Below are 21,534 nucleotides of genomic sequence, written 5' to 3'. Positions count from 1 at the left end.
CTAGCTTGTCCTTGAGCTATCAAAACGTCACTTCCCTGTCTGCGTGAATAAAGGCAGTAGTGTAACGCTGTCGGTAAGGCTAAAGGCCATTACGGGTCAGGTCTTGGCGCATCTCATTCATTTAGGCCCGAGAATCTTCACCAGCTTGCCCGGCGCGGGCGCGCCTTGTTGCTGTTGCAGTTCGCCCTGGTCGTCCATGTAGAAGATCGCCGGGGTGGCGGACAGCTCCAGTTCGTCCATCAGCGCCATGTTGGCGTCGAGCTTGGCCTGGACTTCGGCGGGTATCTTGTCCAGGGGTTTGAGGCTGCTGCCCTTGCCGGCTTTTTCGTGGTCTTGCAGGGCTTTCTGCGGGTCTTTGGCGGCCAGCAGGGCGGCGGATTTGCCCGGGCTGTCTTCGCGGATGATGCCGACCATGATGTGCCGCAGTTGGACCTTGCCGGCGTTCACCCAGGGCCGCGCCTGTTCCCAGAACATGTTGCAGTAGGGGCAGTTGGGGTCGCTGAACAGGTAGACCACGCGCGGTGCGTCGGCCTTGCCGTCGGCGATCCAGTTGCTCTTTTCCATCTTGGCCCAGACTGCCTTGGCCATCGGCGCATATACCAGTTTCTGCAGCGGTTCGGCGCTCAGGTCCTTGCCGTCGGCATCGTACAGGTTGCCCAGCAGCACATGCTTGCCGTCCGGGGTCAGGTACAGGGCCATGCCGCGGTTCTGGTACTGCGCGGCATACCCCTTGAGGCCGTCCGGGGCGTCGAAGCGGCCGACGATCTTGGCGCCTTTGGCTTCGATGTTCTTGATCGCCTGGGGCAGTTCTTCGGCGTGCAGCAACGGTGCCTGGAGCAGCGCCGCGCCCAGGGACAGGCTCAGCAGGTGGCGGATGAAGGGCATGGCAGTTTCCTTGAAGGGGCGGCCTGCGTGGCCGTGGTCGAATGCGGTCGGTCGAAATGTTCCAGGGCGCGGGCCAGGCTGGCCTCGGACAGCTCGCCCAGGTGGCTGCCGAGCATGCGCCCGTCAGCGCTGTAGAACAGCGTAGTCGGTAGCGCCATGGAGCCCACGGCCTGGCCCAGGCGGCCGCTGCCGTCGAACAGCACGTTGTTCAGGTTCAGCTCCTGGGTGGCCAGGAAGGTGCTGACGCTCTGCATGCTTTCGGCCTGGTTGACGAACAGGAAGGTCAGGTCCGGGCGCTGCTGCTGGGCTCTTTCCAGCACCGGCATTTCCCGCCGGCAGGGCGGGCACCAGGTGGCCCAGAGGTTGATCACCAGGGGCTTGCCCTGATAGCTGGTCAGCTGCACGGTGCCGCCGTCGGCGTTGCGCAGGGCGATCTCCGGCAACCGCGTGCCTTGTTCGAAGATGCTCAGGGACAGGGTGGCGAGCAGCCAGAAGGCCAGGCCGCTGCCGACCCCGGCGCCCAGCGGTTTGCGCAGGGCAGGGCGGCGCCAGCCCCAGGCGAGGGCGGCCAGCAGCAGGACGATCGCCCCCGGCCAAGGGAGAAAACCACCGTCGCGCAGGTCGATGATCTGCCACAGGTCGTGGCGGTAATGCTTCCAGTAGGCGACCACGAAGCCGATGCGCGCGGCCAGCATGCCCAGCAGGAACAGGCCGAACAGCACCGATTCCGGGTTCTCGCCACCGCGCTTGGCGACTCGCCAGCCGACAAAGGTGGCCAGTGCCAGGGCACTGATCAGCAGCAGGTGGTTGAGCGCAATGGCAAAGGTGCCGATGGTAAAGGTCAGCATCAACGGGCTTCTCGGGTAGCGGTCCAGCGTTGCAGGAAGCCAGCGGCGTCTACCTCGCCGGTAATCCGCTGGCTGCGTCGTTCTTCGCCGTCCGGGCCGATCCACAGCAGGCTCGGCGGCCCCGGCACTTTATACCGGTTGAGCAGTTCGCGGCTGGCGGCGTTGTCGGCCGTCACGTCCAGGCGCAGCAGGCGCACGTCTTTCAGGGCCTCGAGGACCTGGGGTTGGCCGAACACCTGTTTCTCCATGATCTTGCAGGACACGCACCAGTCAGCGTAGTAGTCCAGCAGCACCCACTGGCCCTGGGCCCTGGCGGCGTCGAGGGCGCCTTGCAGGTCGGCCGGCGCCTTGACGGTGGTGAAGGCGTCGTGGGCACTGACCGCCGCCACGCCATTGCCGCCGCTGTAGACCTTCAGCGGTCGCCACAGGTCGTCGCTGCCACCGGCGGCGCCCACCAGCAGCAGGCTGCCCCACAGGCCGAACACCACTGAACCTGCGCCGAACAGGTGCCCGGCGCGCCCGGCGGCACGCATCTGATACCAGGCGGTGTAGGCCAGGACCAGTGCCAGCGCGCCCCACAAACCGATCCACAGCGACTCGTCGAGCACCGGGCGCAGCAGCACGATGGCGGTACCGAGGAACAGGAAGCCGAACACGCCCTTGAGCAGGTTCATCCACGGGCCGGGCTTGGGCAGGAAGCGGTTGCCCACGGTCACCAGCAACAACAGCGGCAGGCCGATGCCCAGGCCCATGACGAACAGGATCAGCCCGCCGTGCAGGGCGTTGCCGCTCTGGGCGATGTACAGCAGGGCGCCGGCCAGCGGCGCGGTCATGCACGGGCCCACTAGCAGGCCGGACAGGGCGCCGAGCACCCCGGCGCCGACCAGGCTGCCGCCACGACGCGAACGGCTGGCGTTTTCCAGGCGGTCGCGCAGGGCCGCCGGCAGTTGCAGCTCGAAGAAGCCGAACATCGGTAGCGCGAGGATCACGAACACAGCGGCAAAGCTGCCCAGCAGCCAGGGCTGCTGCAACAGTGCTTGCAGATTGGCGCCGAGCAGCGCGGCCAGCACGCCCATGGCGGCGTAGACCAACGCCATGCACACCACATAGCTGCCCGCCAAGGCGAAGCCGCGACGCGGGCTGGCGCCGCTGCCCACCACCAGGCCGGCGAGGATCGGCAGCATCGGCAGCGAGCAGGGGGCGAAGGCCAGCAACAGGCCGAGGCCGAAGAACACCAGCAAGCTCCAGCCCAGGGCCCGTTGTTGCAGGCCGCTGGCCAGGGCCTGGTCGCTGGCCTCGGTGGCATTGGTTGCATTGGCGGCGGCCGGGCTGCCGCCCAGGTCCACTTCCAGGGATTGCGGCGGGTAGCACAGGCCGGCGTCGGCGCAGCCCTGCCAGCCGAGCTTGACCTTGCCGGTGGCGCCGGCGGGGATTTTCAGTTCCAGGCCCTGGCGGTACACCTGTTGCGCGCCGAAGAATTCGTCACTGTGGGCCTCACCCTCGGGCAGCGCCGGTTTGTGCGCGTCCGCCAGGCCGTCGAATCTCAGCCGCTGTTGATACAGGTAATAACCGTCGGCGATCTGCCAGAACAGCTGGGTTTCCCCCGAGGCCAGGCGTTCGGAGGTGAAGACGAAGGCTTTGCCGACCGGGAGAAAGTCGGGTTTGACCTCGAACGGGTTGTTACCCGCCTGGGCCAGGCCCGACAGCAGCATGAACAACAGGATGAACAGACGACGCATGGAAAAGCCTTAAACCGGTGCAAGTGGGGGGCACAATGGCCGATGGCGATTAACCGATGATTAACCCTGCACGCCTTGTGACACTGGCGGTGCGGGCATAATGTCGGCTTAATCGGCGATAGTTTTAATGCACCCCTTTTCTACAGGTTTCACCATGCACGTACTGGTCTGTGAAGATGATGAACTGATTGCCAGCGGGATCGTGGCCGGCCTCACGGCCCAGGGCCTGACGGTCGAGCACGTGGCCACCGCCTCGGCGGCGCGGGCCATGCTCGGCGTGGCGGAGTTCGACGTGATGGTGCTCGACCTCGGCCTGCCCGACGAAGACGGCCTGAAGCTGCTCAAGCAGCTGCGCCACAACGGCCTGGAAATCCCCGTGCTGATCCTCACCGCGCGGGACTCGGTCAGCGACCGGGTCGACGGCCTGCAGGCCGGCGCCGACGATTACCTGCTCAAGCCCTTCGACCTGCGGGAACTGGCGGCGCGCCTGCACACCCTGTTGCGCCGGGTGGCGGGGCGCAGCGTCAACCTGATCGAACACGGCCGCCTGACCTACGACCCGAGCACCCGCGAAACCCTGCTCGGCGGCCAGCCGGTGGACCTGTCGCGGCGCGAGCAGTCGCTGCTCCAGGCGCTGCTGCACAACCGCGGCCGGGTGCTGTCCAGCGAGCAGCTCAAGGACAGCGTCTACGGCTTCAACGACGAACTGGAAAGCAACGCCCTCAACGTGCACATCCACCACCTGCGACGCAAACTCGGCAACGGCATCGTCGAGACCGTGCGTGGCCTGGGCTATCGCCTGGGGCCGGCGGATGGTGGGGAGGAGTCGTAAGTGATGAGCCTGCGTTTGCGCTTGAGCCTGACCATCGGCGCGGCCTTTGTGCTGATCTGGGCGCTGGCCGCGGCCTGGATGTTCAGCGACTTGCGCAACCAGATGATGTTTTCCCTCGACCAGCGCCTGGTGGCTTCGGCGCGCATGGTCGCCGGCCTCCTGGAACAATTGCCGCCGTTGCCGAGCAAGGGCGAGGGCACCCATTTCAGTGCCGAACAACTGAACATTCCCGGGGGCATGGCCTGCCAGGTCAGTTCCCTGCGCGGCGAGATCCTCGCCCGCAGTCATAACCACCCTGACGAGAAACTCGAAGCCGAACGCATGGGCTTTCACGACCAGATGATCGATGGCGTGCGCTGGCGCAGCTTCACCTTGGCCCGGGGCGACTTGCATATCACCACCGCCGATCGGCAGGTCGAGCGTGAAGCACTGAACATGTCGGTGCTGCTGGCCGCCTCGGTGCCGGTCGGCGTGGCGTTGCTGGGTTGCCTGTGGTTGCTGTGGCTGGGGATCGGCCAGGGCCTGGCGCCGCTGAACCGCATGCGCGATGCCTTGATGCGCCGCAGTGCCGACTCCCTGGAGCCGTTGCAGATCCAGCCGCTGCCCAGCGAGTTGCGGCCGCTGCTGGAAACCCAGAACCAGCTGTTCCAGCGCATCGGCAAGACCATCGAACGCGAGCGTCGCCTGACCGGTGACGCCGCCCACGAATTGCGCAGCCCGCTGACGGCGATCAAGACTCACCTGCAAGTGGCGCGCATGACCGACGGCGCGGCCCGCGATCAATCCCTGGCGCGCGCCGAAGAAGGCGCCGACCGTCTGCACCGGACCCTGGAGCAGCTGCTGTTGCTGGCGCGGGTCGAGGGCAGCCTGTCGTTCGAGGACGGTGTGCAGTGCAGCGCCGAACAGGTGGCGAAAACCGCGATCCAGGACGCCGCCAGCGGCGCCCGGCAGCGGGTCCGGCTGCATATCGACGAGCGGGTGTCGGCGGCGCCGCTGGAAATGCCCTCGGTGCTGGCCATCGCCGCGCTGCGCAACCTGCTGGACAACGCCCTGCGCCATACCCCGAGCGATGCGCCGGTGGAGCTGAACCTGGAAGCCTTCGGCAACCGTGTGCGTTTCCAGGTGCGCGACCATGGCAGCGGCATTCCCGAGGATGACTTGCAGCACCTGACCCAGCGCTTCTGGCGCAACGGCCAGAGCACCGGTTGCGGCCTGGGCCTGGCCATCGTCCAGGCGATCGTCCAGCGCTGCGGCTGCGTGCTGCATTTCGACAGCCGGCCCGATGGCTTGCGGGTCGAGTTGACCATGCCGCTGCAATCGGCCTGACGGCCTTATCGCGGGCAAGTCGGATCGCCGCCCGCTCGCTCTTACAGATCGGCGTGACCTTGTAGGAGCGAGGCTTGCCCGCGACGACGTTCTGATATTCGCCACCACCTTCGTGGTTGATACGCAATAAACCCTCTCCCGGGTGTAAATCCACTCGTCGCTGATGCGTTTCCAGAACAGGAAAACCTGCGAGTGCGCGCTGAACCGACTGCGTACCTGTGTGGTGTGCGGTTTCGCTCAACTCATCAGCGTGAGGATTCGAGAGATGTCAGTTGCTACCAGCCTTGTCGACGATCAGCCCGCGCGGACCAGTCCCGCGCCGGCCGAAACGCTTTACCAGTTCACCGAATCGCCGTTGCTGGCCCGGCAGAACCAGCAGGAATCCAATGCCCGCAGCTACCCGCGGCGGATCCCGCTGGCGCTCAAGCGCGCGTGCGGGATTTATGTCGAGGACGTCGAAGGCCGGCGTTTCATCGACTGCCTGGCCGGTGCCGGCACCCTGGCCCTGGGCCACAACCACCCGGTGGTGATCGAGGCGATCCAGCAGGTGCTGGCCGATGAGCTGCCGCTGCTGACCCTGGACCTGACCACGCCGGTCAAGGACCAGTTCGTCCAGGACCTGTTCGGCCTGTTGCCGCCCGCCCTGGCCGCCGAGGCGAAAATCCAGTTCTGTGGCCCTACCGGCACCGATGCGGTGGAAGCGGCATTGAAGCTGACCCGTACCGCCACCGGCCGCAGCACCGTGCTGTCGTTCCAGGGCGCTTACCACGGCATGAGCCAGGGCGCCTTGAGCCTGATGGGCAGCCTGGGGCCGAAGCGGCCGTTGGGGGCGCTGCTGACCAATGGCGTGCAGATCCTGCCGTTCCCTTACGACTACCGCTGCCCGTTCGGCCTGGGCGGCGAAGCGGGGGTGAAGGCCAACCTGAGCTATCTGGAAAACCTGCTGAGCGACCCGGAAGCCGGCGTGCAGCTGCCGGCGGCGATCATCGTCGAAGCCGTGCAGGGCGAGGGCGGGGTGATTCCCGCCGACCTCGACTGGCTGCGGGGTGTGCGTCGCATCACTGAAAAGGCCGGCGTGGCCTTGATCGTCGACGAGATCCAGAGCGGCTTTGGCCGTACCGGCAAGATGTTCGCCTTTGAGCACGCGGGGATCATCCCGGATGTGGTGGTGATGTCCAAGGCCATCGGCGGCAGCCTGCCGATGGCGGTGGTGGTCTACCGCGACTGGCTCGATACCTGGCTGCCGGGCGCCCATGCCGGCACCTTCCGTGGCAACCAGATGGCCATGGCCACCGGTTCCGCGGTGATGCGCTACCTCAAGGAACACAAGGTGGCCGAGCATGCCGCCGCCATGGGCGAGCGCTTGCGCGAGCACCTGCGTATCCTGCAGCGCGACTTCCCGCAGATGGGCGACATTCGCGGGCGTGGCCTGATGCTGGGCATCGAACTGGTGGACCCGGCCGGCGAGAAAGACGCCCTGGGCCATCCGCCGCAGTTCAGCCGCCTGGCACCGCTGGTGCAGCGCGAATGCCTCAAGCGCGGGTTGATCCTGGAAATGGGCGGGCGCCATGGCAGCGTGGTGCGTTTTCTGCCGCCGCTGGTGATCACCGCGGCGGAAATCGACCAGGTGGCGGATATTTTCAGCCGCGCCTTGGCGGCGGCGGTCGCCAGCCTCTAATTTTCCACGGGCCTCGAACGTTCCTTATTCACAACCGCTGCGCGCTCGGCGCAGCGAGCCTTACAGCGATGGAGACACGTAATGACTTCAGTATTTGACCGCGAGGACATCCTCTTTCAGGTAGTGGTCAACCATGAGGAGCAGTATTCGATCTGGCCGGACTACAAGGCTGTGCCACAAGGCTGGCGCACCGTGGGCAAGAGCGGCTTCAAGAAGGAGTGCCTGGCCTACATCGAAGAGGTGTGGACCGACATGCGCCCGCTGAGCCTGCGGCAGAAGATGGATGCCCAGTCGGCGGCCAACTGATTACCCCGCTGCTGTAGCCGCTGCCAAGCCTGCGAGGCTGCGCTCGGGCGCGAAGCGGCCGTAACGGGGGCCGCGCGTTGAGCCAGACTCTACGCATTCTCAGGTTTTGCGCCTGCTGCGCAGTCGATCGCAGCCTCGCAGCCTCGCAGGCTTGGCAGCGGCTACAGGGGATGCAGGGGACGCAAAAAGCCCGCTGGATTTAGGTCCAGCGGGCTTTTTTGTGGGCGTCAGATCGGGCGCTTGATGGCTTGCAAGGTGTAGCTCAATGGCAGGCGCCAAGGGGCTTGTTGCAGGTGCCATTCGCCTCGTTCGTCACGGCGCATCTGCCCGGGCAGGGCTTCCCAGGGGATGCTCTGGTGTTCCACCAGGCCGCTGATCTGCAGGCCGTGCTTGAGCAGCGCGCTGACGATTTCCCCCAGGCCATGGTTCCACGCATGGGTCACCGTGGCCTTGAGCGGCCGGTCGGTGCTGACGTAGGTGCTGTCGTCGTCCCACACCAGCGGTTCGCTGCGCTCGAAGTAGGGCAGGTCCACCAGCAGCGCATCCTCGTGGCTTTCGTCCAGGGCCCAGAGCATCGGGTGGCCTTCGCGGATAAACAGCCGGCCGCCGGGCTTGAGCAGTTTGCTGACATTACGCGCCCAGGTGTCGACGCTGGGCAGCCAGCACAGGGCGCCGATACCGGTGTAGACCAGATCGAAGGCTCCCTTGGGCAGTACTTCGGAGGCCTTGTAGACGTCGGATTCGACGAACTCGATAGCCGCACCCGTGCGCGCCGTCAGGCTGCGGGCTTCGGCCAGGGACGCGGGGGAGAAGTCCAGCCCGGTCATCCGCGCGCCGAGGCGGGCCAGCGACAGGGTATCGGTGCCGATATGGCATTGCAGATGCACGCCGCGCAGGCCGCTGATGTCTCCCAGCAGCGGCAGGTCGAACCGCACCACCTCGGACAGGTGCCGCGGGTCGTCGACAAACAGCTGTGCCTGGTAGTCCGGCGAGGCCGCGTGCAGCGGTGCGCGCTCGTCCCAGTTGGCCTGGTTGAGCTTGAGGTAGTCACTCATGGCGGGGCTTCCTGTCCGTTCAAGGGGAGCAGCAGGCTAGCACCGGCGAGACGGGCGATTCTTGGGGGAATTTGTAAGCGCAGGCAGGCGCCTGTAGCCGCTGCCGAGTCCCAGCGAGGCTGCGATCGGCAACGCAGTTGCCGCATGGCCCATTCAGGACTTGGCGTCCAGCGCCGTGGTGATTTGCTGGATGTTGCTCTCCAGCTCCGCCAGCGGGTCGGCGCTGTCGGTTTGCAGCACCAGCAACTGGCTGCCGGCGGCGCTGATGGCGGCCTTGATCGCGTCGGACGGCTGGCGGTGATGCAGGACGATGGCCACCTCGTTGTCCTTGAGCCGGGCTTGCAGCTGCTGCAGGGCTTCGGGTGTCCACTCGTTGTCGGCGCGGGCGTCGACGTCCAGCAGTTCCAGGTTGAGCCCACTGACCAGATAACCGAAGTGATCGCTGAGGCTGAGCACGCTGAGGTTGTCGGCGTTGGCCAACTGCCCCTCGGTATCGGCGCTGAGCTTGAGCAGGCGTTGCTTGAGGCTGGCCAGGTTAGCGTCGATCTTCGGCTTGGCGGCGGGGGTCAGGCGCACCAGATCGGCGGCCAGCACATCGGCCATGCGCCCTAAATTGTTGCTCGACAGCCACGGCTGGCTGTTCAGGCCATCGCTCTTGCCGGGTTGCAGGGCCACGCCGGGCAGGGCGCCGTCCACCGGGCGCGCGGCATCGACTTCGACGATGCGGATGTTGCTGCGCCGCGCGTTGGGGTACAGCGGGTCGTCCGGCCAGATCGAGCGCAGGCCGATCACCGCGTCGGCGTCGAGGGCCAGCTTGTGCAGCGCCGGGGCGCCACGCCCGGTGAAGTAGGCGGTCTGGCGCGAGCCCGGCAGGTTGTCGGGGGCAGCGCGTTCGAGCTGCACGTCGGTGCCTTGCAGCAGCAACTGGGCAAGGCCGAAGGTCACCGGCAGCGAGGCCAGCACGGTGAGTGGCTTGTGTGAACGGCTGCTGTGCAGCGCCGTGGTGCCCAGGCTCTGGTTGGCGGTGACGCGCATGGGTTCGAAACGGTCCGGCTGGGCCAGGGCCGGAGCGCTACTCAGTTCGGCGAGGGCCAAAGCCAGGGGAAGTGTCAGGTGACGTAATGAGCTGTGCATTTATCCGATATTCCCTTTGAGGCTGGGGACAATGCCGCGGGCAATGGCGGCCAGGGTGAAGGCGACACCGGTCACCAGGATGATCGCGGCGCCGGAGGGCACCGGCAGGTCGAAGAGGATCGGCAGCAGGATGCCGCACAGGGTGCTGAGCGTGGCGATCAGCACCGAGATCCAGAAAAAGCCCTTGAGCGACTGGCTCAACAGACGCGCGGCCGCCGCCGGGATCACCAGCAGGGCGCCTACCAGGATCGCGCCTATGACTTTCACCGCGGCCACGGTGATCAGGGTCACCAGGATCACGAACAGGTAGTCCAGGGTTTTCACCGCGACGCCGCGCACCGCCGCCAGTTGCGGGTTGAAGCTGGCCAGCATGATGCGGTTGTACAGCGGCAGGCTCAGGCCCATCACCAGGGCGCCGACGATCAGCAGCACCAGCAGGTCGTTGCCGTTGACCGTGAGCACCGAACCGAACAGCACGTTTTCCAGGATGTGCACGTTGATCTTGCCGGCGAGGATCAGCAGCAGGCTGGCGCCCAGGGCCAGGGACACCGAGAGGAACACGCCGATCAGGGTGTCCGGCGCCAGGCCGGTGCGGTTACGCAGGTAGTTGAGCAGGATGCCGAACAGCAGGCAGTAGCCGAACAGGCTGCCGTACGGGCCGGTGTAGGGCTCGCCGAGCAGAATGCCGATGGCCACGCCGGTCAGGGCCGCGTGGCCCACCGCTTCGGAGAAGAAGGCGAAGCGCTTGACCACCACCAGAGTGCCCAACCCGCCGAGCACCGGGCCGATCAACAGGCCGGCGAGCAGGGCGTTGACCACAAACCCATAGGCCAGCGCTTCCGGCAGGTAACCAGAGGAGGCCCAGCCCTGGATCATCAGACGAAAGGTTTCGTAACTCATCAGGCAACACTCCCGCTGACGATGTCCGCGCTGCGCGGGTGGGTGGAAAACAGCGTCAGCAGGCATTCCGGGGTCAGCGCTTGTTGCGGCTGGGCGTCGAACAGCACCCGGCGATGCAGTCCGGTGACCCGGTCCGCCAGGCGGCCGACCGCTTCCAGGTCGTGTTCGATCCACAACAGGGTGATCCCGGCCTGGCGCCAGTCGCCGAGCAGGCGCTCGAAAACCTGGATGCCGGCCTCATCGAGGGCCGACATCGGCTCGTCCAGCACCAGCAACTGCGGCGCCGGGATCAGCCCCTGGGCCAGCAACACCCGCTGGCGTTCGCCGCCGGACAGGGCGCCCATGCGCCGCTTGCGCTTGTCCTGCATGCCGACCCGCTCCAGGGCTTCGCCTATGGCCGTGGCGTAATGCCGGCTGTGGCCGAGGAAAGCCGGGCGGCGCTGGCACATGGCGGCCATGAAGTCGTCGACGGTCATCGGCAGGCCGCGATCGAATTCCAGGGCTTGCGGCACATAACCGATCACCCCCGGTTCGCCCGGCCAGTGCAGGCTCAACTGGCCCTGGTGGGGCATCTGCCCGAGCAGGGTCTTGATCAGCGAGCTCTTGCCGCCGCCGTTGGGGCCCACCAGCGCATGCAGGGTGCCGGGCTGCACCTTGAAGCTGACGTTGTCGAGGATGGTGGTGCGGCCCAGGGTCAGGCTGACCTGGTCGAACTCGATGGACGGGCCGCGGGCCAGGGTGTGCAGGGCGGTCATGCGCCGGCCTCCTGGATCGCCCGGACCACGGTGTCGAGGTTGCCGGCCATTTCCTTCTCGTATTTCTCGGCGCTGTAGTCGCCGTAGGAAATGTGCGACAGCGGGTACAGCTTGATCCCGGACTCGCGCTGGATGGTGTCGACGTAGGTGGACGGGAAGTCCATCTCGGAGAAGATCACCTTGACGTCCAGCTCACGCAGTTGGTCGATGGTCTTTTTCAACTGGCTCGGGCTGGGCTCGATGCCATGGGCCGGCTCGACCACGGCGGTGACTTCCAGGCCGAACTCGCGCAGCAGGTAATCGTAGGCGGCGTGCACCGTGGCCACCCGCAGGTCGGCGTTGGGCGCCGTGGTCAGCTTGGCCAGGGCGTCGGCGCGCATCTGCCGCAGGCGCTTGCCGTAGGCGCGGGCGTTCTGGGTGTAGGCCTTGGCGTTGGCCGGGTCCATCTTGCCCAGCTCGCGGGCGATGTTGTTGACCTGGGCGATGGAGGCGCTGATGGACAGGAAGGTGTGCGGGTTGACCACCTTGCCGGCGCCGCGTGCGGCGATGCCGGTGGCGGCCAGCAGCGGCACGTTCTGGTTGGCCTCGATCACCGGGATGTCCGGGCGCTCGCTGGCCTCGATCATGCGGTCGGCGAAGTCGTCGTGGCCGACGCCGTTGAGCACGATCACGTCCAGGGTGCCGATGCGCTTGATGTCTTCGGCGCGCGGCTCATAGGCGTGGGGGTTGAAGCCGGCGGGAATCAGCGGCACGACCTCGGCCTTGTCGCCGACAATGTTGGCCACATAGCTGTAGTAGGGATGCAGGGTGATGCCGATACGCAGGCGCTTGGCCTGGTCGGCCGTGGCGAGAGGGATGAGCAACAGGGCGAACAGGCTGACCAGCAGCACCCGCAGGAACGGGCGGCGTTGAGATGAAATAGGCATGGGCTAGCGGTCTTCTCTCGGGTGAATGCGTGGGTTCAGTGGCGATGCTGGCGGGTCACTCCGGCATCGAATTGCGCGACCACCTGCTGCCAGCCGGCACTGACCAGGGCGGCGTCGCTGAGGTCGTCGGGGGCGGCGAGGGACGGGCCGCGATTGAGCCAGATGTCCGGGGCGGCGGCCGGATCGGCAGCGATGCGCATCAGCAACGAACCGGCCACTTCAATGTTCCGGCTGAGGCCGACGTAGGCCTGTTGCCGCAGTTGCCAGACATGCCCGCCACGGCTCACCGCGCTGGCGTCCTGGGCAAAGGGCGCAAAGCCTTCCTCGGCCAGTTGCTCGGGCGTCGGCAGGACCTGGGCTTCTTCGCGCAGCAGGCGGATTTCGTCGAGGGTCACCCGCAGGTCGGCGTACAGGCCCTGTTCGCCGGCGGTGAGGTCGCGGCGGGCGTCCAGTTGATGGCTGTCGACGCTGGCCACTTCGCGGGTTTCGCCGCGCCACAGCACCACGGAACCGGCCACGCTGAGGATCAACAGGCACAGCAGCAGGACGTAGAGGGTTTCATGGCCGGCGCCGGCCGGGCGCACGACTTGGAGGGTGGAGGTGCTCATGGGGCCTCGATGTCGGCTTGGTCGATCTCGACCACGTGGCCGGGGCCGGCGTCGAACAGCACATAGAACTCGGCGTCGGGTTTCTTGAAGGTCAGGGTGGAGTCGGCGCCCAGCTTGCCGGGCACCAGGATGGTTTCGTCGTAGCCGATCACGTCCATGGTCACCCCCGGGGCGCCGCTGCCATCGGAGAAGCCGCCGGTGCAGCGGATCTGCTCGCCGTCGATCTGCTTGCACTCGCACATCGGGTTGTGGGCCAGGGCGCCGCCGCTGAACACGGCGCTGGCGAACAGGAGCGCGCCGGCACCGAGCAGGCGCAGGCGGGCGGTGGGTACAGCAATCATGGTTTGCCTCCTTGTTTGTTCAGCCAGGCGAGGGTCGCCGGGGATGCCTGGCCCAGGGGGATGGCCGCCTGGTGCATGCTGCCGTCCCAGCCTTCCATGGTGATCCACAGCTCGGCGTCGGCCTTGGTCTTTTCCGGAACGGGCAGGCTGGCCCCCATGCGGTACGCGGTGCCGAAGAAAATCACCCCGGCGGCGCGCAGGCTGCGGGGCTTGCCGATGCGCAGGTAGGTGGCCTTGACCTGATCGATGCAGGCGTCGCACAGGGCGGCGTTGAAGCCCTTCATATAGCCGGCCGGCCCCTGGAGTTGCGGCGCTTCGTTACGCAGTTCGGCCAGGCGCAGGCTCCAGGGCCCGACCTGCACCTCGCCCACCTCGCGTTCGCCCAGGCCGCTATCGCCACGGGCCAGCGCCGCGTCGGCAAAGTACTTGGGCATGAAGCCTAGGGGGATCAGCAACAGCAGGATGTTCAGGTGGAAACGCCATTTCAGCCAGAACTGGCGCAGGGGCGAAACCGGCATTGCGCTGTCTGTCTTGCTCACAGGTTGCCCTCCGGGGTGTCGCTGTGCAGGGCCGCAAGCGGGCGCTGGGCGAGGGCGGGGCGCGCTGTCTTGTGGCTGCGCTTGAGGGCCGCGGCGGTGGCCAGGGCGGTGCGCTTGGTCCAGATCAGCAGGCCGCTGAGCACCATCATGCTCAGCAACAGGCCGAAGAAGCACCAGATCAGCTTGATCCAGATGCCGCCGAAGTCACCGGTGTGCAGCGGACGCATGGACTCGGTGACGAACTCCAGGGTCGAGCGATCGGACAGCAGGTGTGTGGTATCGATGGAGCCGGTGTACGGGTTGAGGTTGGCGGTCTGGTACATCAGCGGGTACCAACCGCGGCCGCCGATGAACAGGTGGCTGTAGGCATTGGCCGGCAGCCGGACGAAGCCGACCTCGAAGTCCGGAATCTTCTGGGTGGTGAGGCGGATGGCTTTATCGACACCGATCATCGGCGCCGGGCTGCCGTTGGCGGAGGTTGGCACGCTTTCGCGGGCGATCACCGGCACTATGGGTTCGCTGGAAATGGTGATCTGGTTGTCGCCGAGAATCGCCTCGATCAGGAACCAGGTGCCGGTGATGGAGATCACCGCGATGAACCAGATCGACCAGATGCCGCTCAGGCGATGGAAGTCGCCCCAGAAAATCCGCGCGCCGTGGCGCAGGCGCAGGGTCGGCTTGAGAAAACCCTTCCAGAACTTCTTGTAGACCACCAGGCCCGTGACCAGCGAAGCCAGCATCGGCAGGCCGAGCAGCGATACCAGGTACCAGCCCCAGCTGTAGCCATTGGTGAAAGGCACCAGCCACCAGCCGTGCAGCGCTCGGGTGAAGGCCTGGAAGTTGAACTGCGGGCTGACGCCCTGGATAACGCCGGTGTATGGATTGACATAGACCTCGACGGAACGGCCATCGGGGTAGTTGACGCCCACGGTCAGGGCGAAATGCGCTTCGTCGGGGGTGCTGATGCTGTCGACCAGGGTCTGCGGTTCGGCCTGCTTGATGGCCTTGACGATCTGGTCATGGCTCAGTGGCTGGGCGTCGTCGGAAGGTTTGCTGGCCCGGATGTCGGGGTTGGCCAGCCAGACGATTTCCTGGCTGACCACGGCCAGGGTGCCGGTGACGCAAACGATCAGCACAAAGAACCAGATGGGCAGCGCCAGCCAGCTGTGAACGAGAAACCAGATTTTCGAGCGGGACTTCTTCGACATTGAGCACGCGTCTTGATTCGAGGAGTGGAGCCGCGGGCGTCTGCCGAACCCGGAGATAAACCCGCGGCGTAGCCTTCGCCAACGCGACCTGCTGCATCTAATTAAGACGAATGAGAATCGTAAATCCCGAAAGACGATATGAAAGTAAATGTTTCCGCGCGACCAATGGCGTGCAAAAAGCCAATGCTGTGATGGGGCTGAGAGCGTTATCGCGGGCAAGCCTCGCTCCGACAAGGGAACGCACGTCTGTAGGAGCGAGCGGGCGGCGATCCGACTTGCCCGCGATCAACGGTTTACAGGTTCAGGGCTTATCCCTGCTGTTTAAACATCTCCATGGCCCGCTGCTTGATCTGCTCTTCGCTCAGGTCTTCCTTGCGGGTGGCGAGAAACCACAGGTGGCCGAACGGGTCTTTGAGGGTGCCGCTGCGGTCGCCGTAGAACTGGTCCTTGACCTCGGACACCACCTGGCCGCCGGCGGCGATGGCCTGGGCGAACTGTTTGTCGACATCGTTGACGTACAGGTGCAGGCCGACCGAAGGCGATTGGTCGGGATTGCTCAATGGCCCTTGGTCGCAGGGCGTTCCCAGCATGATCGGGCAGTCGCCGATGCGCAGCTCGGCATGGCCGACACTGCCGTCGGGCATGTCCAGGCGCATGACCTGGATGGCGCCGAAGGCATTCTTGTAGAACTCGATAGCCTCGGCAGCCTGCGTGATTCCCAGGTAGGGCGTGATGCTGGGGTAACCCTCGGGGATGGGTTTGACGCTCATCTCGGTTCTCCTTTCTTGTCTGGGTGTTCGTCGAAGTGAACCTGGCCGGTTTTCCGGTCGGTTCACTATAGGCCCGGGGAATCCACAGCCTGGTTTGAACTGACGAGGTGTTCGCCAGGCAACAGTGAGCCAGCGATCAGGGGAAGAGGTGTCACCGCTGCCGCAGGCCGCGATCGGGCTGGGCGGCATTCCGAGGTTTGACCTGAAAAGACGCCAGCAGCGGCTGCTCCACCGATTGCCGGCTGGGGAAACCGCTGCGCCGTCCGCTCAGTCGGTTTCCAGCAATTGCGCGCCCGGGCCATGTTCGCCCAGCTGGTCGCCCTGGTTGCGCAGCGGGCAGTCTTGCATCGACAGGCAGCCGCAGCCGATGCAGCCATTGAGGCGGTCGCGCAGCAGAGTCAGTTGCTTGATCCGCTCATCCAGTTCATGGCTCCACTGTTCGGACAGCCGCTTCCAATCGGCGGCCGTCGGTGCGCGGTGGTCCGGCAGGCTGCGCAGGGCCTGGCCGATCTCGGCCAGGGGAATGCCCAGGCGCTGCGCCACCTTGATCAGCGCCACCCGGCGCAGCACTTCCCGTGGATAACGGCGCTGGTTGCCGGCGTTGCGGTTGCTCTTGATCAGCCCCTTGGTTTCATAGAAATGCAGCGCGGTGACCGCTACGCCACTGCGGGCGGCCACTTGGCCGACGGTGAGTTCCTTGTGCACAGTTTCGGGGGTGAGCATGCAGCGCTCCTGCGGGTGGGGAATGAGCAAAAGTCGCTTGACCTTTACTTAACTGGAGGTTTTACCCTGCAGGCCTTCGAATCACAAGATTCCGTTTATCCGTCAGTGGGGACTTGCCATGCACGCGTTTGCGCAAAACCGCAGCTTTACGCAATTGATCGAATTCGAAATCGAACCCCATCAACAATCCGCCCTGGTGTCGGCGCTGTCCGAGCAGACCGAGCGCCTGGCCCAGGGTTACCCGGGGTTCCTGAGTGGCAGCGTGCAGGCCAGCGAGGACGGCCGGCGGGTGCTCAACTACCTGCAATGGCAAACCCGGGAAGCCGGCGAGGCGGCCTTCCAGAGTTTCGAGAAGGGCGAACAGGACTTCTGGCAACTGATGCGCGCCTATCAGGCCAAGACCGTGACCTTCGGCTCGTTCCAGGTGGTGCGCAGCATCGAGCGCAGCCCGGACAACGCGCTGCATTGCCGTTTGGCCAGCTAGATCGACAGTTGCAGGGTGCGTTCGTGCTGGCCGGGTTTTTCCGGCGGACGGCGCTTGTTCACCGCCAGTTCGCCGATCTTGATCAGCCGGGTGCGGGTGACGTTACGGCTCAGGCCCAGCAGGTTGGCGGTGTGCACCTGGTTGTAGTGGCTGAAACGGTAGGCCGCGCGCAGCAGCGTATCCTCGACCTTTTCATGCAGGGCGCCGGCCTGTTCCTCGAAAAGCTTGTGAAAGGCCCGCTCAAGCAGGGCTTCGGCTGAGTCGTCGTGGCTGTGGTGGCTGTCGTCCTGGCGCTCGATGCGCATGTTCGACAGGCGCAGGTCGTCGCGCTCGATCACGCCGTCGCGGCAGATCAGCAGGGTGTGGTGGATGACGTTTTCCAGTTCGCGGATATTGCCCGGCCAGCTGTAGCTGCGCAGCTTGTGCTCGGCCTCGCTGCTGATGGTCACGGCGCCGTAGCCCAGGCGCTGGCTGTAGGCTTCGATGAAATGCCGGGTCAGCGGCAGGATGTCGCCGGGACGTTCGCGCAGCGGGCTCAGTTCCAGGCTGACCACGTCGAGGCGGTAGTACAGGTCCTCGCGGAAATGCCTGGCGTTGATGGCTTTCTCCAGTTGCACGTTGGTCGCCGCCAGCACCCGCACATCGATGGGAATGCTTTTGCGCGAACCCAGGCGCACCACCTCGCGCTCCTGCAGCACCCGCAGCAACTTCACCTGGATCGCCATCGGCAGGTCGCCGATCTCGTCGAGGAAAAGGGTCCCTCCATTGGCTTCTTCGAACCAGCCGGCCTTGGCGCTCAGGGCCCCGGTGAAGGCGCCTTTTTCATGGCCGAACAGCTCGGCCTCCACCAGCGACTCGGAGAACGCGCCGCAGTTCACCGCCACGAACGGCCGGTTGCGCCGGGCGCTGAGGTTGTGGATATGGCGAGCCACCAGCTCCTTGCCGGTACCGGTCTCGCCGATGATCAGCACACTGGCTTCGCTCGGCGCGACCTGCTGCAGATGCGCCAGCAAGGCCTGGGATTTCGGGTCTTCGAATACCTGGGCGGTGGCCCGGATCGAGGTGGCCAGGGCAGGCGAGGGCGGTAAGGTCAAAAGCTGCATGGACAAGCTCCGGGAACAGAAGGCTAGGAATAGAAAGTCGGGGTCGGCAGGGACTGGTTCAGGGCCCAGTCACCCAACTCATGGAGTTTGTAATCCACCGGGTCGTGCAGGGTTTGCGTGCGCAGGTTGCGCCAATGCCGGTCCAGGCGCAGGGAAGCGTGGGTGGAGCGGGCGCCGGTGACCTCGAACAGGCGGCTGCACAGTTCCAGGCCCTGGCGCGTGGTGGCGACCTTGGCGGTGGCGATGGCCGTGGCCAGGTGGCCGCGTTCTTCGGCGCTCAGGTTTGGGCCCTTGGCCCAGGCCTTGTCCAGCAGCTCCGCGGCGCGCTCCACCAACAGGCGCATGCCTTCCAGGGCCACCCAGAAATCGCCGTAATGGCCCAGCACGTAAGGGTCCTGATAGGCCTCTTGGGCGCTGGACTTATGCCAGGGCCGGGTTTCGGTGAGGGTGTACTGGCGGGCTTCTTCAAAGGCGCCTTCGGCGATGCCGAGGAACATATGGGTGAAGGTCAGCTGGGCGATCAGTGGGCGCAGACAGGCAAAGGGCGTGCTCAAGGGCCCCGGGTCCAGCAGCAGCTCCGATTCCTCGACCCGCACCCGCTCGAAGCTGGCGCTGCCGCTGTCGGTCTGGCGCTGGCCCATGTTGTTCCAGTCGTTGTGCAGGGTGATGCCGCTGCGGCCGCTGGGGATGGCGGCGATCAGCAGCTTGCCGCCGTTGCTTTCGTCGACCGCCGAGGCGATGAGCATTTCCGAATCGCTGGCGCCGGAACAGAAGCTCTTCTTGCCGGAGAACTCGCGCCAGCCGCCAAGGTTCTTCACCACGGTACGGGTGTCCAGCGGGTTGAGGGCGTTGCCCCAGAACCAGTTCTTGCGCGCGGTCTGTTCGAACCAGGGTTGCCATTGTTCCGGGCGGGCGAACAGGCGCACGGTGGCCAGCATCAGGTGATGGAAGCCGAAGACGTGGGCGATGGAGCTGTCGACCTTGGCGAACTCGCGGACGATGTTCAGGGTCTCGCTCCAGATGGCGCCCAGGCCGCCGTACTGGGTGGGAATGCTCAGGGCCAGCAGGCCGCTCTGGCGCAGGGCGTCGCGCTGGGCTTTCGGGGTTCCGCCGCGTTCGTCGCGTTCGACGGCGGTCAGGGCAAACTCGGCCGCCAGCTGGCGGGCGGTCTGCAAGGGGGACAACAGGGCGCTTTGCGGCTTGGCAGTCACGCGGTGTTCCTCGTTCGGGGCCGGTTGTTGGGCCGTGAAATCGGTGGGCTATCAGGGAGAGCGAGCAGCCGCAGGTGGCTTCTGTAGGAGCGGGGCTTGCCCGCGTAGCGTTCTGTCGGGTGACCGGGCAGCAGGCCGCCACGGCCATCAGCCTCCAGCTACCTTCGCCGGCAACACGTCATTGGCGATCATTTCGCCGAACGGCCCGGTGAGGTTGGTCACGCCACGTCCGGCCAAGCTGGCATAGGGTTCCGGCAGCAGCGGGAACACCAGTTCGGCAAAGCGATAGGCTTCTTCCAGGTGCGGGTAGCCGGAGAAAATGAAGCTCTCGATCCCCAGATCCGTGTATTCCTTGATCCGCGCCGCGACCTGCTCGGGGTTGCCCACCAGCGCGGTGCCGGCGCCGCCACGCACCAGGCCGACGCCGGCCCAGAGGTTGGGGGCGATTTCCAGGTTGTCGCGCCGCCCGTCATGCAGGGCGGCCATGCGCCGCTGGCCCTCGGAGTCGAAACGCGAGAAGGATTGCTGCGCGGCGGCGATGGTCTCGTCGCTGATGTGTTCGATCAACTTGTCCGCGGCTTTCCAGGCCTCTTCCGCGGTTTCGCGCACGATCACATGCAGGCGGATGCCGAACTTCACCGTGCGGCCATGGCGGGCGGCCCGCTCACGCACATCGGCGAGTTTCGCGGCGACGGCGGCCGGTGGTTCGCCCCAGGTCAGGTAGACATCCACCTGTTCGGCGGCGAGGTCATGGGCGGCGTCCGAGGAACCGCCGAAATACAGCGGCGGATAGGGCTTCTGCACCGGCGGGTACAGGGCCTTGGCGTTCTGTACATGCAGATGCTTGCCTTCGAAGTCCACGGCTTCGCCTTGCAGCACGCGGCGCCAGATCCTCAGGAATTCGTCGGTGACTTCATAACGCTCGCTGTGGCTGAGGAAACTGCCGTCGCCACGGTTCTCGTCGGGGTCGCCGCCGGTCACCACATTGATCAGCAGGCGACCGTTGGATAGCCGGTCGAGGGTCGCGGCCATGCGCGCCGAGACGGTCGGCGAGATGATCCCCGGACGGATCGCCACCAGGTAGCGCAGGCGTTCGGTCAGGGGCACCAGCGCCGAGGCGATCACCCAGGAGTCTTCGCACGAGCGGCCGGTGGGGATCAGTACGCCGTGATAACCCAGGCTGTCCGCGGCCTGGGCCACTTGCTTGAGGTAGTTGAGGGTGACCGGACGCGCGCCCTGGGTGGTGCCCAGGTAATGGCCGTCGCCGTGAGTCGGAAGAAACCAGAAAACGTCCATGACAGGTCCTTAAGCGATTTTCAGCAGATTTTTCGGATGCACGCCGAATAGGGGCGCGGCGCGTTCTGCCGCAAGGCGAATGCGGACCTTCAAGGGCTCGCTGGTTATCTGGTAGTTGGCGAAGTCGGCCTCGGTGGCATAGACGCCAATCGGCAGGGTCAGGGCCTGGAAGAAACTGAACAGCGGCCGCAACTGGTGATCCAGCACCAGGGCATGACGCTCGCTGCCACCGGTGGCGGCGAGCAGCACGGGGGTATTGATCAGGGCGTTGAAGTCGATCAGGTCGAACAGATGCTTGAGCAGTCCCGGGTAGGAGCCGCGATACACGGGCGCTGCGACGATCAGCAGGTCGGCGCTTTCGATGGCCTGCAACTCGGCTTCGACTTCCGCCGCCAGTTCCTGGCGGGACAGGGCCGCGCCCAATGGGCGGGCGATGTCGCCCAGTTCGATGAGTTTGCTCTCGATCGGCAATTGCCCCGCCAGTTCGGCGAGCAGCGCCTGGGTCAGCACCAGGGTGCGCGAGGGGCGCCAGGTTCCACCGGACAGGGCAACGACTTTTAATGGACGCGACATGATCAGTTCCTTTGTTGAACAGGGCTCAACGAGCAGTGAGTAGTCCCAGGGCTTGAGCAAGAGCTGTACCAGCGGGGCAAAGCCTTGAGTGGAGGGGCTTGTGGCGCTGTTGCAGGATCAGGCTGTTGTTGGGGAGACACTGTTTTGTTGATTGGCTGTTGCCTGGCGAACAGTTGCCGAGGCAACAGCAGGCGGCGCGATGGGCCTGTTATAAAGGTTTACTGATATTCCTAAAAAATATTTTATTTCAATATTTATAGGTCTTTTAGAGATAAGAGAGGGCGCTATGGGCTG

At 65.5% G+C, this 21,534-nt stretch carries 23 protein-coding genes; 5 read left to right on the top strand and 18 right to left on the bottom strand.

The window, feature by feature from the left end; all coding sequences use genetic code 11:
• Positions 1–117 precede the first annotated feature (117 nt).
• Genes dsbG through dsbD form a run of 3 tightly spaced genes read right to left on the bottom strand, consistent with a single transcriptional unit; the run spans position 118 to position 3,472 of the window.
• Positions 118–885, bottom strand: a complete 768-nt coding sequence (dsbG, locus tag H0I86_RS21275; protein WP_180922080.1) for a thiol:disulfide interchange protein DsbG — start codon at positions 883–885, stop codon at positions 118–120.
• Positions 861–1,733: a TlpA family protein disulfide reductase gene (locus tag H0I86_RS21270; RefSeq protein WP_180922079.1), complete on the bottom strand. Its 873-nt coding sequence runs from the start codon at positions 1,731–1,733 to the stop codon at positions 861–863. Before H0I86_RS21270 ends, dsbG begins: the two co-directional genes overlap by 25 nt.
• The gene (gene dsbD, locus H0I86_RS21265; protein ID WP_180922078.1) at positions 1,733–3,472 is read right to left on the bottom strand and encodes a protein-disulfide reductase DsbD; all 1,740 of its coding nucleotides are present in this window, start codon (positions 3,470–3,472) and stop codon (positions 1,733–1,735) included. Before dsbD ends, H0I86_RS21270 begins: the two co-directional genes overlap by 1 nt.
• Before the next feature lie 154 nt (positions 3,473–3,626).
• Here dsbD and H0I86_RS21260 point away from each other — a divergent pair, with 154 nt between their 5' ends.
• The 4 genes from H0I86_RS21260 to H0I86_RS21245 all read left to right on the top strand — a co-directional run bounded on the left by H0I86_RS21260 (position 3,627) and on the right by H0I86_RS21245 (position 7,614).
• On the top strand, positions 3,627–4,304 hold the full coding sequence (locus tag H0I86_RS21260; RefSeq protein ID WP_009050065.1) for a response regulator: 678 nt from the start codon (positions 3,627–3,629) through the stop codon (positions 4,302–4,304).
• Positions 4,305–4,307: 3 nt separating this feature from the next.
• Positions 4,308–5,630: an ATP-binding protein gene (locus H0I86_RS21255; protein ID WP_180922077.1), complete on the top strand. Its 1,323-nt coding sequence runs from the start codon at positions 4,308–4,310 to the stop codon at positions 5,628–5,630.
• Between the two features lie 265 nt (positions 5,631–5,895).
• The gene (locus tag H0I86_RS21250; protein ID WP_180922076.1) at positions 5,896–7,308 is read left to right on the top strand and encodes an aspartate aminotransferase family protein; all 1,413 of its coding nucleotides are present in this window, start codon (positions 5,896–5,898) and stop codon (positions 7,306–7,308) included.
• A gap of 81 nt (positions 7,309–7,389) precedes the next feature.
• On the top strand, positions 7,390–7,614 hold the full coding sequence (locus H0I86_RS21245) for an MbtH family protein (protein WP_180922075.1): 225 nt from the start codon (positions 7,390–7,392) through the stop codon (positions 7,612–7,614).
• A gap of 227 nt (positions 7,615–7,841) precedes the next feature.
• Here the strand turns inward: H0I86_RS21245 and H0I86_RS21240 are convergent, their stop codons facing one another.
• From H0I86_RS21240 to soxR, 11 genes are all read right to left on the bottom strand, one after another.
• Positions 7,842–8,669: a class I SAM-dependent methyltransferase gene (locus tag H0I86_RS21240; protein ID WP_180922074.1), complete on the bottom strand. Its 828-nt coding sequence runs from the start codon at positions 8,667–8,669 to the stop codon at positions 7,842–7,844.
• Between the two features lie 153 nt (positions 8,670–8,822).
• On the bottom strand, positions 8,823–9,803 hold the full coding sequence (locus H0I86_RS21235; protein ID WP_180922073.1) for a metal ABC transporter solute-binding protein, Zn/Mn family: 981 nt from the start codon (positions 9,801–9,803) through the stop codon (positions 8,823–8,825).
• The gene (locus H0I86_RS21230) at positions 9,804–10,703 is read right to left on the bottom strand and encodes a metal ABC transporter permease (protein ID WP_180922072.1); all 900 of its coding nucleotides are present in this window, start codon (positions 10,701–10,703) and stop codon (positions 9,804–9,806) included. It abuts the gene before it with no gap.
• A complete protein-coding gene (locus tag H0I86_RS21225; protein WP_180922071.1) occupies positions 10,703–11,458 on the bottom strand; it encodes a metal ABC transporter ATP-binding protein in 756 nt (251 codons plus the stop codon). The genes H0I86_RS21230 and H0I86_RS21225 overlap by 1 nt, the downstream gene beginning before the upstream one ends.
• Entirely contained in the window at positions 11,455–12,384 is a 930-nt protein-coding gene (locus tag H0I86_RS21220) for a metal ABC transporter substrate-binding protein (RefSeq protein WP_180922070.1), read from the bottom strand. The genes H0I86_RS21225 and H0I86_RS21220 overlap by 4 nt, the downstream gene beginning before the upstream one ends.
• Positions 12,385–12,419: 35 nt before the next feature.
• Positions 12,420–12,992, bottom strand: a complete 573-nt coding sequence (locus tag H0I86_RS21215) for a DUF6162 family protein (RefSeq protein ID WP_180922069.1) — start codon at positions 12,990–12,992, stop codon at positions 12,420–12,422.
• Positions 12,989–13,333 (bottom strand): hypothetical protein, encoded by a 345-nt coding sequence (locus tag H0I86_RS21210; RefSeq protein WP_258019354.1) that lies wholly within the window; start codon positions 13,331–13,333, stop codon positions 12,989–12,991. Before H0I86_RS21210 ends, H0I86_RS21215 begins: the two co-directional genes overlap by 4 nt.
• Positions 13,330–13,872, bottom strand: coding sequence for a PA2404 family protein (locus H0I86_RS21205; RefSeq protein WP_162095822.1), 543 nt, complete (start codon positions 13,870–13,872; stop codon positions 13,330–13,332). Before H0I86_RS21205 ends, H0I86_RS21210 begins: the two co-directional genes overlap by 4 nt.
• Complete coding sequence (locus tag H0I86_RS21200; protein ID WP_180922068.1) at positions 13,869–15,080, bottom strand: PepSY-associated TM helix domain-containing protein; 1,212 nt, start codon at positions 15,078–15,080, stop codon at positions 13,869–13,871. Before H0I86_RS21200 ends, H0I86_RS21205 begins: the two co-directional genes overlap by 4 nt.
• Before the next feature lie 308 nt (positions 15,081–15,388).
• Positions 15,389–15,850 (bottom strand): VOC family protein, encoded by a 462-nt coding sequence (locus H0I86_RS21195; RefSeq protein ID WP_180922067.1) that lies wholly within the window; start codon positions 15,848–15,850, stop codon positions 15,389–15,391.
• A gap of 267 nt (positions 15,851–16,117) precedes the next feature.
• Positions 16,118–16,573, bottom strand: a complete 456-nt coding sequence (gene soxR, locus H0I86_RS21190) for a redox-sensitive transcriptional activator SoxR (protein WP_009050053.1) — start codon at positions 16,571–16,573, stop codon at positions 16,118–16,120.
• A 118-nt stretch (positions 16,574–16,691) separates the two neighbouring features.
• Between soxR and H0I86_RS21185 the strand changes: the two genes are divergently transcribed.
• Positions 16,692–17,057, top strand: a complete 366-nt coding sequence (locus tag H0I86_RS21185; protein WP_009050052.1) for an antibiotic biosynthesis monooxygenase — start codon at positions 16,692–16,694, stop codon at positions 17,055–17,057.
• Here H0I86_RS21185 and H0I86_RS21180 read toward each other — a convergent pair.
• The 4 genes from H0I86_RS21180 to msuE all read right to left on the bottom strand — a co-directional run bounded on the left by H0I86_RS21180 (position 17,054) and on the right by msuE (position 21,240).
• The gene (locus tag H0I86_RS21180) at positions 17,054–18,160 is read right to left on the bottom strand and encodes a sigma-54 interaction domain-containing protein (protein WP_180922066.1); all 1,107 of its coding nucleotides are present in this window, start codon (positions 18,158–18,160) and stop codon (positions 17,054–17,056) included. The genes H0I86_RS21185 and H0I86_RS21180 overlap by 4 nt on opposite strands.
• Before the next feature lie 23 nt (positions 18,161–18,183).
• Positions 18,184–19,371 carry an acyl-CoA dehydrogenase family protein gene (locus tag H0I86_RS21175; RefSeq protein WP_180922065.1) on the bottom strand — a complete coding sequence of 396 codons (1,188 nt, stop codon included), beginning with the start codon at positions 19,369–19,371 and terminating at the stop codon, positions 18,184–18,186.
• Between the two features lie 147 nt (positions 19,372–19,518).
• Positions 19,519–20,667 (bottom strand): FMNH2-dependent alkanesulfonate monooxygenase, encoded by a 1,149-nt coding sequence (gene ssuD, locus H0I86_RS21170; RefSeq protein ID WP_180922064.1) that lies wholly within the window; start codon positions 20,665–20,667, stop codon positions 19,519–19,521.
• A gap of 9 nt (positions 20,668–20,676) precedes the next feature.
• Positions 20,677–21,240: an FMN reductase gene (gene msuE, locus H0I86_RS21165; RefSeq protein ID WP_180922063.1), complete on the bottom strand. Its 564-nt coding sequence runs from the start codon at positions 21,238–21,240 to the stop codon at positions 20,677–20,679.
• Positions 21,241–21,534 lie beyond the last annotated feature (294 nt).

The sequence above is a fragment of the Pseudomonas chlororaphis subsp. aurantiaca genome, assembly GCF_013466605.1.
GTDB classification, from domain to species: Bacteria; Pseudomonadota; Gammaproteobacteria; order Pseudomonadales; family Pseudomonadaceae; genus Aquipseudomonas; species Aquipseudomonas chlororaphis_I.
Note: the sequence above shows the minus strand (reverse complement) of the source record. Positions and strands in the feature narration are given on the sequence as shown.

Bases quoted from the DNA above. Each gene is read 5' to 3' on its own strand.
- H0I86_RS21215 (WP_180922069.1), bottom strand. From the start codon at position 12,992: ATGAGCACCTCCACCCTCCAAGTCGTGCGCCCGGCCGGCGCCGGCCAT.
- H0I86_RS21245 (WP_180922075.1), top strand. From the start codon at position 7,390: ATGACTTCAGTATTTGACCGCGAGGACATCCTCTTTCAGGTAGTGGTC.
- dsbG (WP_180922080.1), bottom strand. From the start codon at position 885: ATGCCCTTCATCCGCCACCTGCTGAGCCTGTCCCTGGGCGCGGCGCTG.
- H0I86_RS21255 (WP_180922077.1), top strand. From the start codon at position 4,308: ATGAGCCTGCGTTTGCGCTTGAGCCTGACCATCGGCGCGGCCTTTGTG.
- H0I86_RS21180 (WP_180922066.1), bottom strand. From the start codon at position 18,160: ATGCAGCTTTTGACCTTACCGCCCTCGCCTGCCCTGGCCACCTCGATC.
- H0I86_RS21240 (WP_180922074.1), bottom strand. From the start codon at position 8,669: ATGAGTGACTACCTCAAGCTCAACCAGGCCAACTGGGACGAGCGCGCA.
- H0I86_RS21225 (WP_180922071.1), bottom strand. From the start codon at position 11,458: ATGACCGCCCTGCACACCCTGGCCCGCGGCCCGTCCATCGAGTTCGAC.
- H0I86_RS21230 (WP_180922072.1), bottom strand. From the start codon at position 10,703: ATGAGTTACGAAACCTTTCGTCTGATGATCCAGGGCTGGGCCTCCTCT.
- H0I86_RS21210 (WP_258019354.1), bottom strand. From the start codon at position 13,333: ATGATTGCTGTACCCACCGCCCGCCTGCGCCTGCTCGGTGCCGGCGCG.
- H0I86_RS21195 (WP_180922067.1), bottom strand. From the start codon at position 15,850: ATGAGCGTCAAACCCATCCCCGAGGGTTACCCCAGCATCACGCCCTAC.
- H0I86_RS21185 (WP_009050052.1), top strand. From the start codon at position 16,692: ATGCACGCGTTTGCGCAAAACCGCAGCTTTACGCAATTGATCGAATTC.
- ssuD (WP_180922064.1), bottom strand. From the start codon at position 20,667: ATGGACGTTTTCTGGTTTCTTCCGACTCACGGCGACGGCCATTACCTG.
- soxR (WP_009050053.1), bottom strand. From the start codon at position 16,573: ATGCTCACCCCCGAAACTGTGCACAAGGAACTCACCGTCGGCCAAGTG.
- H0I86_RS21235 (WP_180922073.1), bottom strand. From the start codon at position 9,803: ATGCACAGCTCATTACGTCACCTGACACTTCCCCTGGCTTTGGCCCTC.
- H0I86_RS21260 (WP_009050065.1), top strand. From the start codon at position 3,627: ATGCACGTACTGGTCTGTGAAGATGATGAACTGATTGCCAGCGGGATC.
- msuE (WP_180922063.1), bottom strand. From the start codon at position 21,240: ATGTCGCGTCCATTAAAAGTCGTTGCCCTGTCCGGTGGAACCTGGCGC.
- H0I86_RS21220 (WP_180922070.1), bottom strand. From the start codon at position 12,384: ATGCCTATTTCATCTCAACGCCGCCCGTTCCTGCGGGTGCTGCTGGTC.
- H0I86_RS21250 (WP_180922076.1), top strand. From the start codon at position 5,896: ATGTCAGTTGCTACCAGCCTTGTCGACGATCAGCCCGCGCGGACCAGT.
- H0I86_RS21270 (WP_180922079.1), bottom strand. From the start codon at position 1,733: ATGCTGACCTTTACCATCGGCACCTTTGCCATTGCGCTCAACCACCTG.
- dsbD (WP_180922078.1), bottom strand. From the start codon at position 3,472: ATGCGTCGTCTGTTCATCCTGTTGTTCATGCTGCTGTCGGGCCTGGCC.
- H0I86_RS21200 (WP_180922068.1), bottom strand. From the start codon at position 15,080: ATGTCGAAGAAGTCCCGCTCGAAAATCTGGTTTCTCGTTCACAGCTGG.